The organism is Sphingopyxis italica (assembly GCF_011926545.1).
Lineage (GTDB): Bacteria > Pseudomonadota > Alphaproteobacteria > Sphingomonadales > Sphingomonadaceae > Sphingopyxis > Sphingopyxis italica.
The window spans coordinates 34,465-55,622 of the sequence record NZ_JAATIT010000005.1 but is presented as its reverse complement, the minus strand read 5'-3'; the positions used below and the strand labels follow the sequence as shown (position 1 = coordinate 55,622).

The following is a 21,158-nucleotide window of genomic DNA, read 5'->3' as shown; positions in this document are numbered from 1 at the left end:
AGCGCCGATCGTCCGCGGCTTTAGCCATTACGCCGTCGCCGGACGCGCCGCCGTCCACAGGCCGAAGCTCGCGATGATCGCATAGCAGATCAGCGGGACCGCCAGCGCGAGACGGATGTCGCCGCTGAGGTCGGCCACCGTTCCGAACAGAAACGGGACGATCGCTCCGCCGATGATCGCGGTGCACATGATGCCCGATCCCTGCGGCGTCCGTTCGCCGAGCCCTTCGGTCGCGAGGCTGAAGATCGTCGGAAACATCAGCGAATTGCAGAAGCCGACCAGAATCAGCGCCCAACCCGACAGCGCACCCGCCGTCACCGCCGACAGGATGATCAGCGAAATCGCGCCCGCCGCAAAGGTCGTGAGCACGCGACCCGGCTTGGCCAGCCGCAGGATGAAGCCGCCGAGCAACCGGCCGACCAGCGCGCCCAACCAGTACATCGCGACCAGCTTGCCCGCCGCCTGGAGCCCCAGTCCCATCACGCTGGGCTCGGCGAGATAGGCCATCAGGTTCGAACCGATCGCCACTTCGGCGCCGACATAGACGAAGATGCACAGCGCGCCGAACTGGACGCGGCGGTTGTGGGTCAACAAACCCCAGGTGCCCTCGAGCTTCACGGCGTCGGTCTTGGCGTGGTCGATCGCCGACCGGTACATCCAGAACACCGCCGCGATCACCAGCATCAGCACCCCGAGCCACATATAGGCGGTGCCGATCGACGCCCCCTCGGCGACGCGATAGGCCTGAATTTGCGCCTCGGTGGAGGTCTCGGCATCGATCGGCTGCTCATCGCCGAGCAGGAAGGCCGCGCCGCCATAGACCATCAGGAACACGCCGATCGAATTGAACGCCTGCGCAAAGGTCAGCCGGCTGTGCGAGGTTTCGACCGGACCCAGCGTCGTGATCACCGGATTCATCGCCACCTGCAAAACCGTGATCCCCGCGCCGATGCAAAAGAGCGCCGCGAGGAATCCGGGGTAGGACGCCGCCGCCGACGCCGGGATGAACAGGAATGCGGCGGCCGCCACGATGATGAAGCCGAGCACGAAGGTGCGGATATAACCGAGCTTCGACATGATGATGCCGGCGGGGATCGAAAAGGCGCCATAGGCGATGAAAAACGCCATCTGCACGAGGTTCGCCTCGGCATGCGTCAAATGGAACATCGGCTTGAATTTGCCGACCAGCAGGTCGTTGATGTTCGTCACCCCGCCGAGCAGGAAAAACACCGCAAAGGCGAGGATCAGCACGACCTTGGTGCCGCCCCCTCCCTTGCCCGGCTGTTCGGCCGCACCCGGGTCCACACTCGTCGCAACACTCGGCGCCAATGCCATGTCTCTCTCCCAACCCTGTTTTCTGGCTATCCCGCGCCCGGTCTTGTCATTTTGCGGCGGGCGGGCAAGGCAGATTCTCGCCGACGGCCTCGACATTCGTATTCAACAGGGTCGCGGCGAAGCCCTTGTCGGCCTTGACCGTCACCGCATTGTCGATTTGGCGCAGATTGGCCCCCGCATCGGCGAAGCAGCGTAGCGGCACCTTGATCGTCGAAACCTGCCCCTGCGCCGCCGCCTTGACCGCCGCCGAAACGTCGAACGCCCTGCCGCCGAGCGCGAGGCTGACCGGCGCAGTGCCGGCCGCATCGATCCGCCAGTCGACACGCAGCGCGAAGCTGTTGTTCAGCTGGCGCGACAGGTCGGCATAGGGGCCCGTCAGTTCGAGCGTCGCGGGACCGGTCCAGACGAAGGACTTGCCATCCTCCTGCGCGCGCACGTCGACCGAGCGCGCCGCGATCATGCCGCCGGGGCTCTCGATCGGTGCCGATTCGACCGGGCGCTTGCCGCCCGCGTCGGTGATCGAGAGCACCCACGGCGACCGCGCGCGGCCGCCCGCGAAGAAATTCTCGACGTTCAGCGCCGCCGAAATATCGACGCCCAGCTCTTCCGAAAGCTGCGGCACCGTCGTCGTCGCACCATATTTCAGCCCGTAGCCGACCGCGAACTGCGGCTTTTCGACCGGCGAGCGCGCATCGGCGGGCCAGGCGAAAGGCAGCGTGCCCGTAAAGCCGCGCACCGTCTTGCCATCCTTGCCCGCGATCAGCACGTCGGCGACGCCGGCGCCCTGCGAGCCCGGCAGCCAGCCCGCGACGAAGGCGTCGGCGGCATTGATCTCGGGATTGGTGAACATCGGTCGCCCCGACAGGAAGAGCGCGACGACGGGAATCCCCGCCGCCTTCAGCTTCTTGAGCGTCGCCAGATCACTCGCTTCGGTCGGCTGATAATCGAGCGTCGCGACGTCGCCCTGGAACTCGGCATAGGGCGCCTCGCCGAACACGACGATCGCGACGTCGGGCTTTTCCTTGAAGACGCCGCCCTCGGAGAGCGTCGCAACGCCGCCCGCGTCACGCACCGACTTGTCGAGTGCTTCCCAGATCGTCTGCCCGTTCGGGAAGTCGGAGCGCACGACGTCGGTGCCCTGCCAACTGATCGTCCAGCCGCCCGATTGCATCGCCATATTGTCGGCACCCGGCCCGGTGACGAGCACCCGCGCGCCGGGCTTGACCGGCAGGACGCTGCCGTTGTTCTTGAGCAGCACCAGCGACTTGGCCACCGCTTCGCGCGCCACCGCCAGATGCTCGGGCGTTCCGACCGCCTTCACGACGCTGCGGTCGACATGGCCCTCGGGAAACAGGCCGAGCTTGTATTTCACCCGCAGGATGCGCCGCACCGCATCGTCGAGGCGCGCGACCGGGATCGTCCCGTCCTTCGCCTGCTTCAGCGTCGTTTCATAGAGGCCCTTCCAGCTGTCGGGCGCCATGAACATGTCGAGCCCCGCGTTGATCGACTGCGCGCAGTCGGTGACGCTGCACCCCGCGACCTGCCCATGGCCATTCCAGTCGCCGACGACGAAGCCCTCGAACCCCATCTTCGTCTTGAGCGCGTCGGTGAGCAGCCCCTTGTTGCCGTGATGCTTGACCCCCTGCCAGCTCGAAAAGCTCGCCATCACCGTCAGCGCGCCGGCGTCGATCGCGGCGGGATAGCCCATGGCGTGCTTCGCGATCAGCTCCTTCTCGTCGATCTTGGCATCGCCCTGATCCTTGCCCTCGAACGTCCCGCCATCGGCGAGGAAATGCTTGGCGGTCGCGGCAACGTGCTGCGCATCGACGGTCTTGCCCGCGACGAGCGGCCCCTGCAGCCCGAGCACCATCGCCGTCGCATAATCGGCGACGAGCTTGGGATCGGCGGCATATCCCTCATAGCTCCGCCCCCAGCGCAGATCCTGCGGCACCGCGAGCGTCGGCGCAAAGGTCCATTCGATGCCGCTGCCCGCGATTTCGGCGCCGGTGACCGCGCCAATGCGCTGGATCAGCTCGGGATCGCGCGCCGCGCCCAGCCCGATATTGTGCGGGAACAGCGTCGCGCCGGGGATATTGTTGTGCCCGTGAACCGCATCGACCCCGAAAATGATCGGGATCGCGACGCCATTCGCCTGCGGTTTCATCGAGACGGCGCGAAACTCGCCGACGAGCTTCGCCCAGTCGGCCGCGCTCGACCGTTCATTGCCGTTGGGCCCGCTGTTGCCGCCGGCGAGGATCGAGCCGAGCGGATAGGTTTCGAGGTCCTTGGGCGTGATCGTGCTGATATCGCCCTGGATCAGCTGGCCGACCTTCTGCTCGACCGTCATCTTCTTCATCAGCGCGTCGATGCGCGCCTCGGTCGCGGCGTCGGTGATGGCGGCGGGGCTCTTCGCCGCGGGCCAGAGGTCGGGATGAACGGCCGCGGCCTCGCCTGCGTCCTGCGTCGCTGCCATTGCGGTTCCCGCGATCAGCAGCGCGGTCGCGATCACCATTGCCTGTCGGCGCATCGTCTCTCCCATCCCTCATAATGTGAACGTTATCAAGATTTCGTGTCGCATAGCGGCCAAATGAAATCAAGCAATCTGTTCAGGGCGGGATCAGCGCGGGCGCGGCATCGTCGCGAGCAGCAGCATCGCGATCATGGTCAGCCCGGCAAGCAACAGGAAAAGCGCGTCGAACCCAAAGCCGGGGACGAGCGAAATGGTCAGCCAGGGCATGATCAGCGACGGCACCGTATTGGTGAGGTTGAAGATGCCGAGATCGCGACCGCGCCGGTCCGAACGCGGCAATATGCGCAGCGTCTGACTGGAATGGAGCGACAGGAAGACCGTCGTCGCGACGCCGAAGACGAGGTAGCTCGCCTTCGCCAGATCGAGCTCGGTCGCCAGCGCCATGCCGGCCATCCCCGCCGCCGAAACCGCCGCGCTGACGACGAGCGGCAGGAAGGGCCGATCGTTACGGTCGGCCCAGCGGCCGCTCGCCAGCGCGATCGGCACCGCGAGCGTCAGCGCGATCCCGAAAATGCGCGCCTTTTCATTGTCCTGCATATCGGGATCGATCGACCGGAACCAGAAATAGAGATAGGCGAACAGCGCCGCCTCCGCGATCTGGACGAGCAGGCGTGCGAGCCACATCCGTACCGCGGGCCCGCTCGGGCGCTGCGGCGGCGCATCGACGGCGCGTGCGGGGGGCGCGGTCAGCTCCGGAAAAGCGCGCGGGCGGCCGAACAGCAGGACCGGAAGCACGGCCCCCGCGACGAGCAGCGCGATGACGATCAGGCGGCTCTCGCCCGCGACCAGTCCCGGCCAGGTCACGAGCGCGCCCGACCAGGCGCCGAGCGCGGGCGAGAAAGCGAGCAGCCCGCCGAGCAGCCCCTTTTGATCGTCGGGGACGCAGTCGCCCGCCCAGGCGGCGAGCGGCCCGAGCATCATGTTGAGCGCGAGTTGCCACGCGATGATGATGCCGACGAGCGTCCAGACATCCTCCGCCAGCGGAACGAGGATCAGCAAGGCGATGCTGAGGACCAGCCCCGCGAGCACCCATGCACGCCGGCTATGCGTGCGGTCGCTGAGCCAGCCGAAGACGATGCCCCCGGCGCTCGCCGCGATCGCGCCAAAGAAGGTGACATAGCCCAGGGTCTGGATATCGGCCGATCCGGCGAGCTCGGTCATCCGTGACGGCAGCCAGATCGTCAGAAACGGGACATAGGCGATCGCCCCGCCTGCCCAGGCGAGCGCATAGAGGACCAGGAACGGGAGAGACTGGCGCCGCGCTGCGGCCCCGTCAGCCATGGGCGACCGCCGGCGCGGCGGTCGAGCCGCGCAGAACCAATCCGCCCCGCACGCGCGTCGGCTCGGTCGGGCGCGGGGCGCCGCGCTGCGCCGCGATGATCAGTTCGACCGCGCGCGACGCGGTCTCGGCGACCGACTGGTCGACCGCGGTCAGCGCCGGCTGGGTGAAGCGCACGACGGGCGTGTTGTCGAAGCTGACGATCGAGAGTTGATCGGGCACGCCCAGGCCCCTGTCGCGGGCGACCTCCAGCGTCGCGAGCGCCATCTGGTCGCTGCTCGCGATGATCGCGGTCGGCGGGTTCGCACGATCCAGCAACTGCCGCGCGGCGGCGGCGCCCGACGCAAAGGTGAAATCGCCCTCGACGAGCAGCCCGTCCGTGGCCAGCCTCTCGCCCCCCATCTCGCCCTTCCACCCGTCGATGCGCCAGCGGCTGAGGCTATATTCGGGCGATCCCGCGATAAAGCCGATGCGCTTGTGGCCCAGGTCGATCAGGTGCCGCGTCGCGCGCCGCGCCGATCCCTCGTCGTCCATCGTCAGCGCGATTCCCGCCGCGCCGCCGCGCGACCCGATGCGCGCGAACGGGATTTTCTGCTGGTCGAGCAGCCCGACGATCAGGGGGTTGTCCGAATGCGGCGGGGTCAGGATCACCCCGTCGGGCTGGAGCGCCGCGATCGCCGCGCGCAATTCGCGCTCGACATGGTCGTTATGCGTGTCGACCAGTTCGAAGATCATGCGATAGCCATATTCGGCGCATTTCAGCATCCCGCCGAGCAGCATCTGGTCGACCCAGTCGACCCCCTGCCGCCCCTGCCAGTCGGCGATCGTGCGCTCGCGGTCGTTGATCGCGAGGATCAGATAGGATCGCGATCCGCTCATCCGCTGCGCCGCGATCGACGGCACATAGCCCAGCTTGTCGATCGACGCCTGGACGCGCTCCTTCATTTCGGGCCGGACGTTGGGCTCGTCGTTGATGACGCGGCTCACCGTCTGCAGCGACACGCCCGCGTCGGCTGCAACATGCTTGATCGTGACCGACTGCCGCCGACGCCCCATTATTTGTCTTGATCCCCCGTGGTGCCGCAATCGCTAACGCCATCGCCGCCGCATTGCCAGACGCGAACCCAATCTATTTCCATAAATTTCGGATAACCCTTTTCATCGACACCCTTCAGCCCGCGCCCCTCGGCGAGCCCGCCGCCGACCGCGAGGTTCAGGATCAGGTGAAAGGGCCGATCGAACGGCGCCGCGGGATCGCTCGACCCGCTCGTCGTCCACTCGCTCGCGACGCGCGTCGCATAGGGTTTGCCGTCGACCGTCCAGACGATCTTGCCCTTTTCCCAGACGATGCCGAAGATATGGAAACCGTCGAGCGGCGCCGGCAGCGCGGTCTCGTCGCCCTTATATACATTGTCCGGCCATTGCCCGCCGAAATGCAGCGTGCCGAGAATGCGGTTCTCGATCCCGCCCGCGCACTCGTCGCACCGCACGCCGAGGTTCACCGCCTCCAATATGTCGATCTCGCCCGACGCCGCCCAGCCGCCGTAATGATTAGTCTCGGGCAGCATCCAGATCGCGGGCCAAATCCCCTGCCCTTGCGGCAGCTTCGCGCGCACCTCGATCCGGCCATAGGTCCACGCCGACTTGCCGCGCGTGACAAGCCGCGCCGAGGTGAACGGCTTCGTCGCCTCCGCCTTCGCCTTTTCAGGATCGCCGCGCTGCGACAGCGGAAAGGCGGGTCCGGTCATCGCCTCCTTGCGCGCGGTGATGATCAGCTTGCCGTCCTCGATCGCCGCATTGGCGGGCCGATCGGTATAGCATTGGCGCTCGCTATTTCCGCCGCCCCAGCAATCGACGTCGAAATCCCATTTGCCGCGATCGATCACGCTTCCATCGAACTCGTCCGACCAGACGAGCCGCCAGCCGCCCTTCGCGGGCTCGCGCGCATCGGCGACGCCGGCGAACGCCATGGTCAGTGCCAGAAAGGCGACGCCGCGCATCAGGCCGCTTGCGGGACCGCCGCGCCGCAATAACGGGCGACATAGTCCTGATGCGCGGGCAGGCTGTCGACCGTCTGGCGCACCTCGCCGCGGATCGTTTCGAGCAGCCGCGCAAGCTCGTCGTCGCGCAATTTTTCGGCGATCGGGTGCCAGCTTTGCGGCTCGATTCCCTGCCCCATCATCACCTGCACCCAGCTATTCTCCGCGAACAATTCCTCATTCTTGCGGAACACGCGCCCCGTTTCGCGGAACAGCTCGATCTTCTGCGCCAGCGTATCGGGGATCGGCATCGCCGCGCAATGACGCCAGAACGGGCTGTCGCGGCGGTTGGTGACCTTATAGTGGAGGACGAGGAAATCGCGGATCTGGACCATGTCCTGCATCTGCTGCTCGTTATACTCGGCGATATCGCGTTCACTCACCCTTCCCGCCGGCAACATGCGGATGAAACGCAGCACCGACCTCTGGATCAGGTGGATCGCGGTCGATTCCAGCGGCTCCATGAAACCCGCCGACAGACCGACGGCGACGCAATTGCGATACCATTGGTGCCGCCGCGTGCCCGCGGTGAAGCGCAGGACATTGGGCTCGGTCAGCGGTTCGCCTTCGATATTGCCGAGCAACCGGTCGAGCGCCGCGTCCTTGTCCAGATAGCGGCTGCAATAGACGATGCCGTTGCCGGTGCGGTGCTGCAACGGAATGCGCCATTGCCAGCCCGCGTCGTGCGCCATGACGCGCGTATAGGGCACCGGCGGATGGACGTTCGGCGTCTGCAGCGCGATCGCGCTGTCGCACGGCAGCCAGTGGGTCCAGTCGTCGAACCCGGCGTGGAGCGCGCCCTCCATCAACAGCGCGCGGAACCCCGTGCAATCGATGAACAGATCGCCCTCGATCCGCCGGTCGCCGTCGAGGACGAGCGCCGCGATATCGCCGCTCTCCCCATCGAGTTCGACGCGCGCGATCCTGCCCTCGATCCGCTTCGTCCCGTCGACCTCGGCCATTCCGCGCAAGAAGCGCGCATAGAGGCCCGAATCGAGCTGATAGGCATAATTCATCCTGTCGTCGGGCAAATGCGCGAACTTGCCCTCCAGCGCCGCCTTCAACTCCATGCAATAATCGTCATAGGGCTGTTCGTGCCCCTTGGTCCGGCCATAGAGCCAGAAATGCTGGAAACCCGCCGACCAATGATCCTTCCCGGTCAGGCCGAAACTGTGGAAATATTGCGTCCCCAGATCCTTCCAGTCGTCGAACAAGATGCCGAGCTTGAAGGTCGCCTGCGTCGCGCGCATGAAATCGGCTTCGTTGATGCGCAGGATGCGGTTGAAATTGACCAGCGGCGGGATCGTCGATTCGCCGACGCCGATCGTCCCGATCGCTTCGGACTCCACGAGCGTCAGGTCGACCGCCGGCCCCAGCGTGCGCGCGATCGCGGCCGCCGCCATCCAGCCCGCAGTGCCGCCGCCCGCGATGACGATGCGCTGGACCCGTTTATTCTCGTTCATCGGCTGAGTGTCCTCAAAAGAAAAGCGCGCAGGCGTCCGGCGCTTTCGGGGGTGAGCCGCGCCAATATGCTGCGCGCCTTTTCGGGGATATGGTCGGTGACCTGCTCGTCATTCTCGAACACATAATGGTCGAACTGCTCGCGCCAGATCGCCTTGTCCTCGGGCGGCAGGTCGCGGATCGCGAGGATCGCGTGGTTAAGCGCGACCTGCGGCTGGCCCAGCCAGGCGGGCGTGCGGCGCCACCAGTAATTGACCAATATGTTGAAGTCGGCGAGCCCTTCGACATGGTGCCACCACATCGACGGGATGAAGATCGCGTCGCCGGGCTCAAGCTCCACCGTCTGTGCCTCCGCCATCGCGTCGATGAAGCGCGGATGCGCGGCGAGGTCGGGTGCATCGAAATCGACCATGCTCACCGCGCGGCCCGCCGGCGTGTGGTCGATCGGCCCCAGATAGAGGTTGCGGAACTGGTGCGGCGGAAACAGCGTGAAGCGCCGACGGCCGACCGCGCAACAGGCGAGATTGTCGGGAAAGTCGTTATGCGCGGCGATCCTGGTGCGCGTGCCCATCCAGATGCTCTTCAGCGGATCGCGGTCGCCCAGCTCGATCGGATTCGCGTCGTCGAGCCCGTCGAAATGCGACGGAATGTCGATCGAGGCGAGATAGACGGTGCGCGCCTCGCCCTGTCCCTCGGCCTTGTCGATACCGCCGAAGATGTCGGCGAGCTTGCCCGTGCCGACCCGGAAATTCATCTCCATCTCGGCATCGTAGAACAATCGCCCGTCATGGCCCGGCGCGCCGATCGACACTTTGAACGGACGGTCGCGCGCATGATCGAGCAAATAGCGCCGCGCGTCGCGCGCCGAGCGTTTGCCCGCTTCGACCAGCGGCCAGTCGGCGACAAGCCCACGCAGGACAAAGGGCTCGCGCGCGCCTTCCAGCAACGCGTCCGGCCCCGCCCGCTTATCCCATTCGCGCTCGGGCACCCGCGCCAGGCGGTCGGTAAAGGCGCCGCCTTGTTCAGCCACCGCCGAGCCTGCGATTCTTGCGCGCGACGAGCGCCGAGAGCTGCGACAGCGACGCCAGCGCCATGAACATCGGCATCACATGCCCCGCCGCGTGCAGCGCACCGAGCGCCTCGGCATCCAGCGCGCGCAGCTTCGCCTCGTCGATGATGTGAAAGCCGACGAGCGAGTTGACCGAGCCATCGTCGAGCGTGACTTCGAGGCTGAAGGGTTCGAGCAGGTCATAGGCGAGCAGCGCGTCATAGAAGGCGCGGCTCTCGCGATAGCCTTCGTCGAGGTCGCCGAGCCGCTCGGCAATCTCGTCCAGATAGGGTGTCGCCATGCCATTCTCGTCGAACAGCCGGACCCCCTCGCCGCCCCCGGCGATGCGCGGGTGCTCCATGTCGATATGGACCTGCCCCGGCCCCTCGCCGCCCGCCGGACGCCCGATCAGGAACGGCCCGATCGCAAGCGACAGCGGGCGATAGCCGGCGTCCCAGCGCGTGCCTTCAAGGAACAGATTCTCGCCGTTCTGAAACCCGAACATCGCCAGCGCGGTAAAATCGTCGCGCCCCGTTTCGCGGCGGAACAGGATCGGGAAATGCGCCTGCACGCGCCGGAATTCGCTCGGCACGGTCAGCGTCGCCATGATGTCGTCGCCGAGTTCCGCCGCCGCGTCGGTGCGGATGCGCAGGTCGTTGTGGGCCTTGTTGTCGAGGACGGCGTGGCGGGTCATCAAATAGCTTTCTTAAAACGCAGCGGTGGCAGGGGCGCCGGGTCGCTGCGCATCCAGATAATCGCGATTGGCGGGCAGCGCCGCGGCGAGCGACCGGGCGCGCCGGTGGTTGTCGGCGAGCAGGCCCGCCGCACGTTCGCAGGGCGGCAGATCGGCGGGGACCGGAAAGCCCATGCCATAGAGGATATATTGATGGCTCTCGGCGGAGAAAATCTCGTCGACGCGCGGGAAGTCCCAAGCGGACGGCGGCTGGTCGCGCCACAGCGCCAGCATCTCGGCCAGCCTTGGCGGGACATGCGCCGCCTCGCGCTGCGCCAGCCAATAGGGCTCGGCGCGCCGGCTGAGCACATAATGCAGCTTCAGAAACTCGACGATGCGGTCCCAGCGATAGCCGAACAATTCGTTGAACCGCGCCGCATGGATCGGCAAGGCCGCGCGGCTCGCGGGGAAATTGTCGATCAGCGCATCGACCGACAATTCGATCATCACGATCGCCGAAGCTTCGAGCGGCTCGATGAAGCCCGCCGACAGGCCGATCGCGATGCAATTGCCTTCCCAGAAGCGGGCGCGGTGCCCGGTCGGGAAGCTCAGCCGCCGCGCCGGCACCTCGGGTGCACCCGGCAGCACGCGCGCGATATAGGCGCGCAGCACCGCCTCCGCCGTCTCATCCTCCATGAAGCGGCTCGCATAGACGCAGCCGATGCCGCGGCGATCGGGCAGGCCGATGTCCCAGATCCAGCCCGCTTCGTGCGCGGTCGATATAGTCTGCGACGCGATCGGGCCGCCCGGCACCACCGGCACCTGCGCCGCGAGCGCGCGGTCGTTGAACAGCGTGTCGCCGCGATCGACCCACTCGACGCCCAGATGCCCGCCGATCAGCAGCGACGCATGGCCGGTGCAGTCGATGAACAGGTCGCCCTCGATCGCGCCGTTCTGGCGCGTCGCGACCGACGCAATCCCGCCGGCGCCGTCAGGACCGACCGCCGTGACATGATCCGGAATATGCCGCACGCCCAGCTTCTGGACCGCATGGCGCGCGAGCAGCGCCGCGAACTTCCCGGCATCGAGATGATAGGCATAGTTCGCCGCGCCCTGATAATCGGGCATCGTCCGCTGACGGGGCGCAAGGTCCAGGTCGCAGACATGCGCCTGCGGCGTCATCGCCGCGGCGAACGACAGGTCGGGAGCGCCCGAGCGCCATGCCGCGAGCAATTCGGCCGTCGGCGCGGCGGGCGGCGCGGTGAAGGGATGCAGGTAGCGATCGTCCGCCGCGCCGGTGACCCAGCCGTCGAACCGCGACCCCTGCTTGAACGAAGCGTCGCACGCGGCGAGAAATTCGCTCTCGCCAATCCCGATCGCCGCCAGCGTCGCGCGCATCGTCGGCCAGCTGCCCTCGCCGACGCCGATCGTCGGAATATCGGGCGCCTCGATCAGCGTGACCGAAAGCCGGCCCGCCATCGCTCGCGGCGAACTGGCAAGCCGCGCCGCCGTCAACCAGCCGGCGGTCCCGCCGCCCACGATGACAACCCTCTCGATCGCTTCATTCATTGCCGTCCGACCTAGCATATCGCCCGCGTCACGCAAAAGAGCCACGCCCGTCCGGGCGCGGCTCCCTTGTTATGAAAGCGGCGGACCCGCGCACCGCTTAAAAGTTGTACCGGACCCCTGCGGCATATCGGGCAAAACCGGGCGAGGCGTACGTCACATTGTTATCCGACCGCCGATGGACGCGGCGGCTTTCGCCGGTCAAGTTGATCGCCTCCACAAATCCTGTCAGTCCGGGCACGAACTCATAGCTCGCGCTGGCGTCGATCTGCCAATAGGCTTCGGTATAGGCCGGGTTCGGGCCGGTCGTGTTCAGAAACTCGTCGCGCCAGTTCCATGCGACGCGAGCCTGCAGCCCGCCCTTGTCGTAATAAGCGACCGCATTGGCACTGTCGCTGAGCCCCGGCAGCGCAAACTGCGCCACGCTCGCCGGCAAGCTGTTGTCGAACGTCGCGCTGCCATCGACGATCGTATAGTTCAGGATCACCCCAAAACCGGTTTCCCAGAAGCTGTGCTGAAGCGCGAATTCCCAGCCGTCGATCGTTGCCTTCTGGTCGCTGTTGACCGGCGTCGCAATCTCGAAATTGACGAGGTCGTCGCCCACCACGCCCAGGATGTCGCCCGTTGTGTAGCCAGCGGGATCGACGCCCGTCGGCCGGGTCGTCTCCGGGAAGGTGTCAAAGATATACTGGCGGATGTCATTTGCCCCCGCATTGGCCCCCAGCGCCGCGATGGCCGCCCGATACCGCGGACCGAAGGCGGGATGCGTCAGGCCGAAAGCGGTCGAATCGACCCGCTGTGACCCGATGAAGTTCGACACCTTCTTGCGGAAATAGCCTGCCGAAACATAGCTGGCGGGCGCATAATACCATTCGGCCGACAGGTCGATATTCTTCGATTTATAAGGAAGCAGGCCCGGATTGCCCTGGCTGCCGGTGCCCCCGCCGATACGGAAACCCTGGTCGATCGTCCGTCCGCCCTGCAGGCTGGCATAGTCGGCGCGGGTGATCGTGTGACTGTACGACGCCCGCAGCTTCACATTCTCGATCGGCTCGAGGTCGAAGTCGATCGCGGGCAGCCAATTGTCATAGTCGCCCTTGAACCGCGTAAAGTCATTATCCGGCGAAAAGAGCACATAGAATTCGTTCGCGGCGCTCCACGCCGTGCCGTTCGGGATGGGAACGATCGCCGACGCGTCGACCGACGTATGCTCATAGCGGACACCCGCGACCAGGTGCGCCGGGTTGCCAAACAGGTCGAATTTGTTCGCCACCTGAAGATAGGGCGCGAGCGTCTTTTCATTGAGGCGGCGATCGACCGTATAGTCGGCAAGGCAGCTATCCGCCGAACCCGCGCGGTTACAAGTGCCGTAAAGCCCGTCGATCAGATCGACCATCCGTTCGAAATCGAACGCGTAAAAGCTCTGGATCATCGCCGGATCGTTCGAACCCCCGATGCCCTTGAACTTGTCGGGCAAGCTGACCTGCTCGAAGATGTCGTCGGGAATGTCCGACGCCGGTCCCGCGCCGCTCCAGGTTTCGTTCTGAATAAATCCGTAAGCGGAACGCACATTGCTGTCGATATAGGATACGCCGAAATCAATGCTGTCGAGGAACGATCCGTCATGGTCGTAACTGCCGCGAAGCTGAATCTGATCGATTTCATTGCGGAAATACGCGTTGCGGAACGCATTGCCCGTGGGCGTGATCAGCGATGCGTCGAGCGGGTCGATCCCCGGGAACATCTCATAGGAGATGACCGGCAGATCGCTTTCGAAATTGATCCGCTGGTTCGCCACCCCGAATACCGAATTGCCGACCGACACGCTGGTGCCATATTTGTTGGCCGGTTTCGATGTGGCGCTGGAGTGGTGATAGTCGAGTTCCATGGTCACGCCGCCGGGCGCTTCCCATTTCAGATTGCCCGCGATCGAATGATTGACGCTGCGGTTAGCGGTAAGCGACCCGCTATAGGCCAAGTCCTTGCGTTCGCCGGCGCCGAATGCCTCCGAATAGAATATCGGCCCCGCAATCGGTCCGTCGGTCCACGCGCTGCTCGTGTCATTATGGTTGAACCATATGCCCACGTTGCTGTTGCGTACTTCGACGGTGTTCTGCGAGAACGTATATTCCAGCGTCGCGGTCAGCGAGTCCGCCGGGCGAATCTGCAAGACCGCCTGGCCGTTGATCCGCTCGCGGTCGATGTCGTTGAGATTGTAGGAACCGTTCTGCGGCACTTCATAAACGTCGGTCGCGCCGGGACGGTTGGTGATGTTGTCGAAGCGCGGGTCGCCCGGCTGCGCCAGCGATCCCCAGTTGTTTTCGGCGCCGGTATAGCCATCGCGCCAGTCGGAGTTGAAGCTGTTCTCGCTCGCCTTGCGCCGCTGATACGATCCGACGAGCAGGATACCGACGGTATCGTCGGCAAAAGTGTTGCTGATGATGCCCGATACTTCGGGGGTGATCGGATTGCCCTGATTTCGCGACGAGTCGAGCACGGCCTTGGCAGAGATGCTACCCCGAAGACCGGGGCGATCGAACGGACGCGGCGTGCGAATATTGATCGACGAGCCGATACCGCCCGACGCGATCGCCGCCCGGCCGCTCTTGTACACCTCGACCCCGGCCACGCCCTCGGACGCGAGGTTGGCGAAATCGAACGAACGCGACGCCGGCGCGCTGGCACCATCGCCAAGGAACGAGGTCGGCATCTGGCGGCCATTGACCGTCACCAGGTTGAATTCGGGGCCAAAGCCGCGAACCGTGACCAGCGACCCCTCGCCGCGCGACCGATCGATCGACACGCCGGTGATGCGCTGGAGCGATTCGGCGAGGTTGGTGTCAGGGAATTTGCCGATGTCTTCGGCGGAAATTGCGTCCACGACGCCCTGCGCTTCACGCTTGATGTCGGCCGACGCGGCGAGCGAGGCGCGGATACCGGTGACGATGATCTCGTCGCCGTTCACTTCGCTGCCGGCCGGCGCGTCCTGCGCGAACGCGACCTGCGCCATGCCCATCATCGACAGCGCCGAAGTTCCCGCCAGAAATTTGCCAAGCCACTGCTTTTGAGACGCCCGCATCCCCATTCCTCCCACTTAACCGCTCTCTTTTGGTGGCGGCATTCCCGTTATGTGAACGTTATCTAAATGGGAACGTTCTCATTGTCAACGCATCGAGCGTGGCTTTTGGGCCACAATGCGGGGCAAATTTGTGCAGCAAACGTATGCAGCAACGGCGCGCCGCCGAAAAGCTCAGCGGCTCCAGCGCGCGAAAATCGCCGTCGGCAGCAACAACCCCCGCGCCTCCTCGCGTACCGCGAGTTCGCCGCACTCGACCTGGCCCGGCAGGTCGGCGAAAAGCTGCGCGAGCAGCTCGCCGATCGCCAGCGCCGACATGCGCACCGCATAGACGGTGAGGAACAGCGCGCGGCTGTCGGCATCAAGCAATTGGCGGCAGTCGGCCAGCAGCGGCGCGAGCCCCTCCACGATCTGCCACCGCTCGCCGCCCGGACCGCGCCCGAACTTCGGCGGATCGAGCAGGATCGCATCGTAGCGCCGCTCGCGCCGCACTTCCCGCGCGGTGAATTTGCCCGCATCGTCGAGGATCCAGCGCACCGGCTTGTCGGCCATGCCGGCGAGCGCGGCATTTTCGCGCGCCTGCCCCACCGACTTCTTCGACGCATCGACATGCGTCACCGACGCCCCCGCGGCGGCGAGCGCCTGGCTGCCGACGCCGGTATAACCGAAGAGGTTGAGGAAAGCGGGATCGGCCTTGTCGGCGACCTGGCCGCGCAGCCAGTCCCACACCGGCGCCATGTCGGGAAAGAAGCCGAGATGGCGAAACGGCGTGCATTGGGCGGTGAAGCGCGTCTCGCGCCACGCGAGCGGCCAGCCTTCGGCGGGCACGGGCTTGTTATAATACCAGCGCCCTCCGCCGTCGTCGTCCGACGCCGGAATGAACTCGCCGTCGGCGGCTTCCCATTCGCTGGCGGGCAGCGCGGGCGCCCACATCGCCTGCGGTTCGGGACGGATGAAGCGATAGCGGCCGTAACGTTCGAGCTTGCGTCCGTTCCCGCTGTCGACCAGCCCATAATCGTCCCACGCCTCGCCGACGAGCGTAACGAGAGGCAGCAGCTCAGCCACGCGCGGCTTCCGCGAGGATGAACGCCTTCACCGCGTCATAGTCGCCGGGAAGCTTCGTATAGCGTTCCTCGCGCTCGAACAGATTGCCGAGGCGCGCGGGCAGCGGCGGGCGCACGCCGGTCGCGCGCTCGACCGCCTCGCGGAATTTCGCCGGATGCGCCGTCGCAAGTGTGACGACGGGAACGTCGGCATCGATGTCGAGCGCGCGCGCCGCGGCGAGGCCGACCGCGCTGTGCGGGTCGATCACCTGCCCGCCGCGCTCCTGCGCCCAGCGCAGCGCGAGCGCCATCGCATCGCCGTCGATGCTCGCGCTCGAAAACAGGTCGCGCGCGCCGCCCAGCATGTCGGCGGGAATCGTCATCGCGCGGTTCCGGTCGAACTCGCCCATCATGCCGGTAATCGCGCCGCCGTCGCGCCCCGCGAGGTCGAACAGCAGCCGTTCGAAATTGCTGCTCACCTGAATGTCCATGCTCGGCGTCGCGGTCGCCGTGACCGTGCCCGCGCTGTAATCGCCGCTGGTCAGTGCGCGGTGGAGGATGTCGTTGACGTTCGTCGCGACGACGAGCCTTGCCACCGGCAGCCCCATCCGCGCCGCGACATAGCCCGCGAACACGTCGCCGAAATTGCCCGTCGGAACGCTGAACGCCACTGGACGGTCGGGGCCGCCGAGCCGCACCGCGGCATAGAAATAATAGACGATCTGCGCCATCAACCGCGCCCAGTTGATGCTGTTCACCGCCGACAGCGTGACCTGCCCGCGCGCCTCTTCGTCGCCGAACAGCCGCTTCACCATCGCCTGCGCATCGTCGAAGCTGCCGTCGATCGCGATATTATGGACGTTCGGCGCGAGGACGGTGGTCATCTGGCGCCGCTGAACATCGCTGACGCGCCCCTCGGGATGGAGCATGAAGATGCGGATATGCTCGCGTCCCGCGACCGCCTCGATCGCCGCCGACCCGGTATCGCCCGAGGTCGCGCCGACGATCGTGATATCGGTCTCGCCGCCCGCGAGGAATTTTTCGAACAACTGCCCCAGCAGTTGCAACGCGACATCCTTGAACGCCAGCGTCGGCCCATGGAACAGCTCGAGCAGCCAATGGCGATGGTCGAGCTGCACCAGCGGCGTCACCGCATCGTGATTGAAGCGCCCATAGGCGGCCTTGCACAGCCCGCGCAGTTCGTCCTCGCTCAGCGCACCTTCGACGAACGGCGCCATCACCCGCACCGCGGTCTCGACATAATCGAGCCCGGCGAGCGCGCGGATTTCATCGAGGCTCAGCCGCGGCCATTTCGCCGGCACATAAAGCCCGCCGTCGCTGGCAAGGCCGGCAAGCGTCGCGGCACGAAAGTCGAGGGTCGGCGCGGAGCCGCGGGTGCTGATATAGTCCATGACGCAGATGCGCCTAGCGATGGTGGCTCAAGGCCGCAAGCGGCGACGGACCGCCAATATATAGATGACCAGCGCCGCGGCGGCGAACAGGAACCATTGCACCGCATAGGCGAAATGATTGTTCGGCGTATCGTCGGCCGATGGCACCCCGCTGGCGCGCAGGCCCGCGACGGGGCGATCAGCGACGAGCATCGCGCGCGCGGGCACCGCCTTGCCCATCGCGCGCGCCATCACCGTCGGCTGCTCCGGGCCGGGAACGATCGTCCCCAGCACGGTGCCGCCGCTCCATTGCGGCGTTTTGAAATCGTCGCCGATCCCGACATCGACGAGCACGCCCGGCCCCTCGGCGCCCGTCCGACAATCGGCGATCATGCGGATGCCCGACCGGCCCTTGCGGTCGGTGCCGCTACGCGGATCCCACCGCACGGGCTCGAGGCAGACGACGCTGCTCTTGCGATAGAGCATCGCATCGGGAACCGGCGGCAGTTCAGGATAGGTCACCAGCGACGACATCGCCATGTTGCGCTGGTAAAGCGCGATCAGCGCTTCCTTCTCGCTCTTGCGCTGGAGCTGCCATACACCGAGCGCGATCATCACCGCCACAGCCGCGAGCACGAGCAAGGTCGGGATCAGCGGCCAGCGGCGCACGGGCTGTTCGGCGGGTTCAGTCATCTTCTTTGTCCACCTTGCGCCCTTCGGCGGCCTGACGCTGATGCTCGCTCGCCATCAGCGCGCCCTTGCCGACGCGAAGGCCATAGACGACCGCGGCGGCGGTCAGCGGCACCCACAGGACGACATGTACCCAAAAGGGCGGCCTGACCACGGCATCGAGCGTCAATGCGACCGCGATCAGCAGCGCCCCGATGATCAGCGTCAGGAACGCCGCGGGGCCGTCGCCGACATTATAGCGGCCATAGTCGAGCCCGCAGCTGTCGCACTTCGCCCGGAACTTCACCGGTCCGTCGAACAGGGTCGGCGCGCCGCATTCGGGGCAAAGGCCAAAAAGGGCAGCGCGCCAGACCGGCGGCTGCCCCTTTTTGATTTGATCGCTGTCCAGCAATTTAATGCGCGGCGACCGGCGCGCCCCAGCCGCCCCAGACATAGACGATGATGAAGAGGAACAGCCACACGACGTCGACGAAGTGCCAATACCAGGCGGCGGCTTCGAAACCGAAATGCTGCTGCGGGGTGAAATGACCCTTATAGGTGCGCACGAGGCAGACGATCAGGAAGATCGTGCCGACCAGAACGTGAAAGCCGTGGAAGCCCGTCGCCATATAGAAGGCCGAGCTGTAGTTGCTCTGCCCGAAACCGAACGGCGCGTGCATATATTCATAGGCCTGGATCGTCGAGAAGACCGCGCCGAGGATGATCGTCAGCCACAAGCCTTTTTTCAGGCCTTCGCGGTCGCCGTGGATCAGCGAATGGTGCGCCCAGGTGATCGTCGTGCCCGAGCAAAGCAGGATCAGCGTGTTGAGCAAAGGCAGCGAGAAGGCGTCGATGACTTCGATGCCCTTCGGCGGCCACATGGTGATCGCGTCGGCGCCGTCCTGTCCGAACAGCGAGGTGACCGCGCCTTCGGCATATTCGATCGGCACCGGGAAGAGCGAGAAGTCGAACCACGCCCAGAACCAGCCGACGAAGAACATCACTTCGGACGCGATGAACAGGATCATGCCGTAACGCAGGTGCAGCTGGACGACCGGGGTATGGTCGCCGGCATGCGCTTCGTTGATGACGTCCGACCACCAGCTGAAGAAGGTCGCAATCACGCCCATGAAACCGAGCCCGAGAACCCATTTGCCGATGCCGCCGAAATGGTCGGTGTGCATCGCCATGACGAGCCCGAAGAACATCACGAGCGCAGCGACCGAGCCGATCAGCGGCCAGACGCTGGGGTTTACGAGGTGGTAGTCATGATGTTTCGCACCGGACATGGCGTGTTTCCCGTTTTTAGCAGCCCCAGCGTCGCGATTCCCCATCGCCCGCCGGTCTTGATTGACTCTTGGATGCGGCCTTAGCTCGCCTTTTTACCCTCGTCTACTGGATCGGAGGGATGGAAGGTGTAGCTGAGGGTGATTTCCTGCACGTCGCGCGCGTCGGGATCGTCCTTGATCTTGGGGTCGACGAAGAACAGCACCGGCATGCGCATTTGCTGCCCCGGCTCCAGCCGTTGCTGGGTAAAGCAGAAGCACTGGATCTTGGTGAAATATTGGCCCGCCTGGGTCGGCGTGACGTTGAAGCTCGCCGTCCCCACCACCGGCTGCGACGAATTATTCTCGGCGATGAAGATCGCCATGTCGCGCGCGCCGACGCTGACCGTGTCGCGCGGATGCTCGGGATAGAATTTCCACGGCAGGTTCGGCGAGACATTGGCGTCGAAGCGCACCGAGATCGTGTCCGAAAGGATTTGCGGCTCGGCCGCGGCGGCGACGGGATCGTACCGCTGCGTCGTGCCGCCGAAACCCGTGACGCGGCAGAAAAGATCGTAGAGCGGCACCGCGGCAAAGCCGAGCCCGGTCATCGCGAGCGCCATCAACGAGGCGAGGCTGGCGGTCTTCGCGTTCGGAGACAGCCGGCCCATCATGCGAAAATCTGCATCTTGGCGATGGTGATGAAGAAAAAGAGGATCGCGAGCGCGCCGAGCATCCACGCCATCATGTTCGCGCGGCTGCGCTGGCGGCGGCGATATTCGGCCTCGTCGAAGGGCTCAAGGTCGGGTTTTTCGGTCATAGCGGCCACCAGTGATCGGCGACGACGGCGCCGAAAAGAATGAAGAGATAGGCGATCGAATAAGCGAAGAGGCGCTTCTCGGGCTGCATCGTATCGCCCTCGCCCGTCGTGCGCGTGCCGACCTGGATCGAGAGAAGCACGAACACGGCCGACAGGACAACCGCGGTCCAGCCATAGAGCGCGCCGGTATAGCCCAGCGGCCACGGCGCGATCGCGGCCGCGGCCATGATCAGCGCATAGAAAAGGATTTGACGCCGTGTCGAGGTCTCGCCCGCGACCACCGGCATCATCGGAATGCCCGCGGCGGCATAGTCCGAACGCACGAACAGCGCGAGCGCCCAGAAATGCGGCGGCGTCCACAGGAAGATGAGCAGAAACAGCAGCACCGGCAGCGGCGCGACCGATCCCGTCGCCGCGACCCAGCCGATCAGCGGCGGAAAGGCGCCCGCCGCGCCGCCGATGACGATATTCTGCGGCGTCCGCGGCTTCAGCCACATCGTGTAGACGAAAACATAGAAGAGGATCGAGGCGGCGAGCAGCAGGGTCGCCTGCCAGTTCGACGCGAAGAGCATCAGGAACAGCGAAAAGGCCGCGAGCCCGACGCCGAACTGCAACGCCGTCTGCGGATCGAGGCGCCCGGCGGGCAGCGGCCGCCCCGCGGTGCGCTTCATCTTGGCGTCGAGCCCCGCCTCATACCATTGGTTGAGCGCGCCCGATGCCCCTGCCCCCAGCGCGATCGCGAGGATCGACGAGAAGGCGAGCACCGGATGCACCTCGCCCGGCGCCGCGAGCAGCCCGCACAGCGCGGTGAACACCACCAGCGACATGACGCGCGGCTTGGTCAGCGCGAACAGATCGCGCCAGTCGGCGGGAAGCGCCGTTTCGCCATGGGTCAGGCTCTGCGCCATGCTAACTCCAAACCCGAAGGCGGCGTCCCCTGCCGGAAATCAGCGGGGGACGCAC

General features: G+C 65.7%; 18 protein-coding genes. All 18 read right to left on the bottom strand.

The window, feature by feature from the left end:
- Positions 1–27: 27 nt before the first annotated feature.
- The 18 genes from GGR90_RS17285 to GGR90_RS17200 all read right to left on the bottom strand — a co-directional run bounded on the left by GGR90_RS17285 (position 28) and on the right by GGR90_RS17200 (position 21,103).
- A complete protein-coding gene (locus GGR90_RS17285) occupies positions 28–1,335 on the bottom strand; it encodes a sugar MFS transporter (protein WP_167922654.1) in 1,308 nt (435 codons plus the stop codon).
- A gap of 46 nt (positions 1,336–1,381) precedes the next feature.
- On the bottom strand, positions 1,382–3,862 hold the full coding sequence (locus tag GGR90_RS17280) for a glycoside hydrolase family 3 protein (RefSeq protein ID WP_167922653.1): 2,481 nt from the start codon (positions 3,860–3,862) through the stop codon (positions 1,382–1,384).
- A gap of 90 nt (positions 3,863–3,952) precedes the next feature.
- The gene (locus GGR90_RS17275) at positions 3,953–5,146 is read right to left on the bottom strand and encodes an MFS transporter (protein ID WP_167922652.1); all 1,194 of its coding nucleotides are present in this window, start codon (positions 5,144–5,146) and stop codon (positions 3,953–3,955) included.
- The gene (locus GGR90_RS17270) at positions 5,139–6,200 is read right to left on the bottom strand and encodes a LacI family DNA-binding transcriptional regulator (protein ID WP_167922651.1); all 1,062 of its coding nucleotides are present in this window, start codon (positions 6,198–6,200) and stop codon (positions 5,139–5,141) included. The genes GGR90_RS17275 and GGR90_RS17270 overlap by 8 nt, the downstream gene beginning before the upstream one ends.
- On the bottom strand, positions 6,200–7,144 hold the full coding sequence (locus tag GGR90_RS17265) for a glycoside hydrolase family 16 protein (protein WP_167922650.1): 945 nt from the start codon (positions 7,142–7,144) through the stop codon (positions 6,200–6,202). Before GGR90_RS17265 ends, GGR90_RS17270 begins: the two co-directional genes overlap by 1 nt.
- Positions 7,144–8,646 (bottom strand): tryptophan halogenase family protein, encoded by a 1,503-nt coding sequence (locus GGR90_RS17260; protein ID WP_167922649.1) that lies wholly within the window; start codon positions 8,644–8,646, stop codon positions 7,144–7,146. Before GGR90_RS17260 ends, GGR90_RS17265 begins: the two co-directional genes overlap by 1 nt.
- Positions 8,643–9,674: a cupin-like domain-containing protein gene (locus tag GGR90_RS17255; protein ID WP_167922648.1), complete on the bottom strand. Its 1,032-nt coding sequence runs from the start codon at positions 9,672–9,674 to the stop codon at positions 8,643–8,645. The genes GGR90_RS17260 and GGR90_RS17255 overlap by 4 nt, the downstream gene beginning before the upstream one ends.
- Positions 9,667–10,386: a SapC family protein gene (locus tag GGR90_RS17250; RefSeq protein ID WP_167922647.1), complete on the bottom strand. Its 720-nt coding sequence runs from the start codon at positions 10,384–10,386 to the stop codon at positions 9,667–9,669. The genes GGR90_RS17255 and GGR90_RS17250 overlap by 8 nt, the downstream gene beginning before the upstream one ends.
- Positions 10,387–10,398: 12 nt before the next feature.
- Complete coding sequence (locus GGR90_RS17245) at positions 10,399–11,934, bottom strand: tryptophan halogenase family protein (RefSeq protein ID WP_167922646.1); 1,536 nt, start codon at positions 11,932–11,934, stop codon at positions 10,399–10,401.
- 97 nt (positions 11,935–12,031) lie between these two features.
- Entirely contained in the window at positions 12,032–15,010 is a 2,979-nt protein-coding gene (locus GGR90_RS17240) for a TonB-dependent receptor (RefSeq protein ID WP_245198792.1), read from the bottom strand.
- A gap of 171 nt (positions 15,011–15,181) precedes the next feature.
- Positions 15,182–16,060 (bottom strand): class I SAM-dependent methyltransferase, encoded by an 879-nt coding sequence (locus GGR90_RS17235; RefSeq protein WP_167922726.1) that lies wholly within the window; start codon positions 16,058–16,060, stop codon positions 15,182–15,184.
- Between the two features lie 4 nt (positions 16,061–16,064).
- Positions 16,065–17,462: a threonine synthase gene (thrC, locus tag GGR90_RS17230; protein ID WP_167922645.1), complete on the bottom strand. Its 1,398-nt coding sequence runs from the start codon at positions 17,460–17,462 to the stop codon at positions 16,065–16,067.
- Between the two features lie 27 nt (positions 17,463–17,489).
- On the bottom strand, positions 17,490–18,134 hold the full coding sequence (locus GGR90_RS17225; RefSeq protein ID WP_167922644.1) for an SURF1 family protein: 645 nt from the start codon (positions 18,132–18,134) through the stop codon (positions 17,490–17,492).
- Positions 18,127–18,522 carry a DUF983 domain-containing protein gene (locus GGR90_RS17220; protein ID WP_245198790.1) on the bottom strand — a complete coding sequence of 132 codons (396 nt, stop codon included), beginning with the start codon at positions 18,520–18,522 and terminating at the stop codon, positions 18,127–18,129. Before GGR90_RS17220 ends, GGR90_RS17225 begins: the two co-directional genes overlap by 8 nt.
- Position 18,523: 1 nt before the next feature.
- Positions 18,524–19,399 (bottom strand): cytochrome c oxidase subunit 3, encoded by an 876-nt coding sequence (locus tag GGR90_RS17215; protein ID WP_167922642.1) that lies wholly within the window; start codon positions 19,397–19,399, stop codon positions 18,524–18,526.
- Positions 19,400–19,479: 80 nt separating this feature from the next.
- The gene (locus GGR90_RS17210) at positions 19,480–20,049 is read right to left on the bottom strand and encodes a cytochrome c oxidase assembly protein (protein ID WP_167922641.1); all 570 of its coding nucleotides are present in this window, start codon (positions 20,047–20,049) and stop codon (positions 19,480–19,482) included.
- Positions 20,046–20,195, bottom strand: a complete 150-nt coding sequence (locus GGR90_RS17205) for a hypothetical protein (protein ID WP_167922640.1) — start codon at positions 20,193–20,195, stop codon at positions 20,046–20,048. Before GGR90_RS17205 ends, GGR90_RS17210 begins: the two co-directional genes overlap by 4 nt.
- Positions 20,192–21,103, bottom strand: coding sequence for a heme o synthase (locus GGR90_RS17200; RefSeq protein ID WP_167922639.1), 912 nt, complete (start codon positions 21,101–21,103; stop codon positions 20,192–20,194). The genes GGR90_RS17205 and GGR90_RS17200 overlap by 4 nt, the downstream gene beginning before the upstream one ends.
- Positions 21,104–21,158 lie beyond the last annotated feature (55 nt).

What these genes read in the sequence shown, in the direction of transcription:
- GGR90_RS17260 (WP_167922649.1), bottom strand. Translation starts at nt 8,646, where the DNA reads ATGAACGAGAATAAACGGGTCCAGCGCATCGTCATCGCGGGCGGCGGC.
- GGR90_RS17270 (WP_167922651.1), bottom strand. Translation starts at nt 6,200, where the DNA reads ATGGGGCGTCGGCGGCAGTCGGTCACGATCAAGCATGTTGCAGCCGAC.
- GGR90_RS17205 (WP_167922640.1), bottom strand. Translation starts at nt 20,195, where the DNA reads ATGACCGAAAAACCCGACCTTGAGCCCTTCGACGAGGCCGAATATCGC.
- GGR90_RS17280 (WP_167922653.1), bottom strand. Translation starts at nt 3,862, where the DNA reads ATGCGCCGACAGGCAATGGTGATCGCGACCGCGCTGCTGATCGCGGGA.
- GGR90_RS17240 (WP_245198792.1), bottom strand. Translation starts at nt 15,010, where the DNA reads ATGCGGGCGTCTCAAAAGCAGTGGCTTGGCAAATTTCTGGCGGGAACT.
- GGR90_RS17210 (WP_167922641.1), bottom strand. Translation starts at nt 20,049, where the DNA reads ATGATGGGCCGGCTGTCTCCGAACGCGAAGACCGCCAGCCTCGCCTCG.
- GGR90_RS17250 (WP_167922647.1), bottom strand. Translation starts at nt 10,386, where the DNA reads ATGACCCGCCACGCCGTCCTCGACAACAAGGCCCACAACGACCTGCGC.
- GGR90_RS17200 (WP_167922639.1), bottom strand. Translation starts at nt 21,103, where the DNA reads ATGGCGCAGAGCCTGACCCATGGCGAAACGGCGCTTCCCGCCGACTGG.
- GGR90_RS17225 (WP_167922644.1), bottom strand. Translation starts at nt 18,134, where the DNA reads ATGACTGAACCCGCCGAACAGCCCGTGCGCCGCTGGCCGCTGATCCCG.
- GGR90_RS17275 (WP_167922652.1), bottom strand. Translation starts at nt 5,146, where the DNA reads ATGGCTGACGGGGCCGCAGCGCGGCGCCAGTCTCTCCCGTTCCTGGTC.
- GGR90_RS17265 (WP_167922650.1), bottom strand. Translation starts at nt 7,144, where the DNA reads ATGCGCGGCGTCGCCTTTCTGGCACTGACCATGGCGTTCGCCGGCGTC.
- GGR90_RS17285 (WP_167922654.1), bottom strand. Translation starts at nt 1,335, where the DNA reads ATGGCATTGGCGCCGAGTGTTGCGACGAGTGTGGACCCGGGTGCGGCC.
- thrC (WP_167922645.1), bottom strand. Translation starts at nt 17,462, where the DNA reads ATGGACTATATCAGCACCCGCGGCTCCGCGCCGACCCTCGACTTTCGT.
- GGR90_RS17215 (WP_167922642.1), bottom strand. Translation starts at nt 19,399, where the DNA reads ATGTCCGGTGCGAAACATCATGACTACCACCTCGTAAACCCCAGCGTC.
- GGR90_RS17245 (WP_167922646.1), bottom strand. Translation starts at nt 11,934, where the DNA reads ATGAATGAAGCGATCGAGAGGGTTGTCATCGTGGGCGGCGGGACCGCC.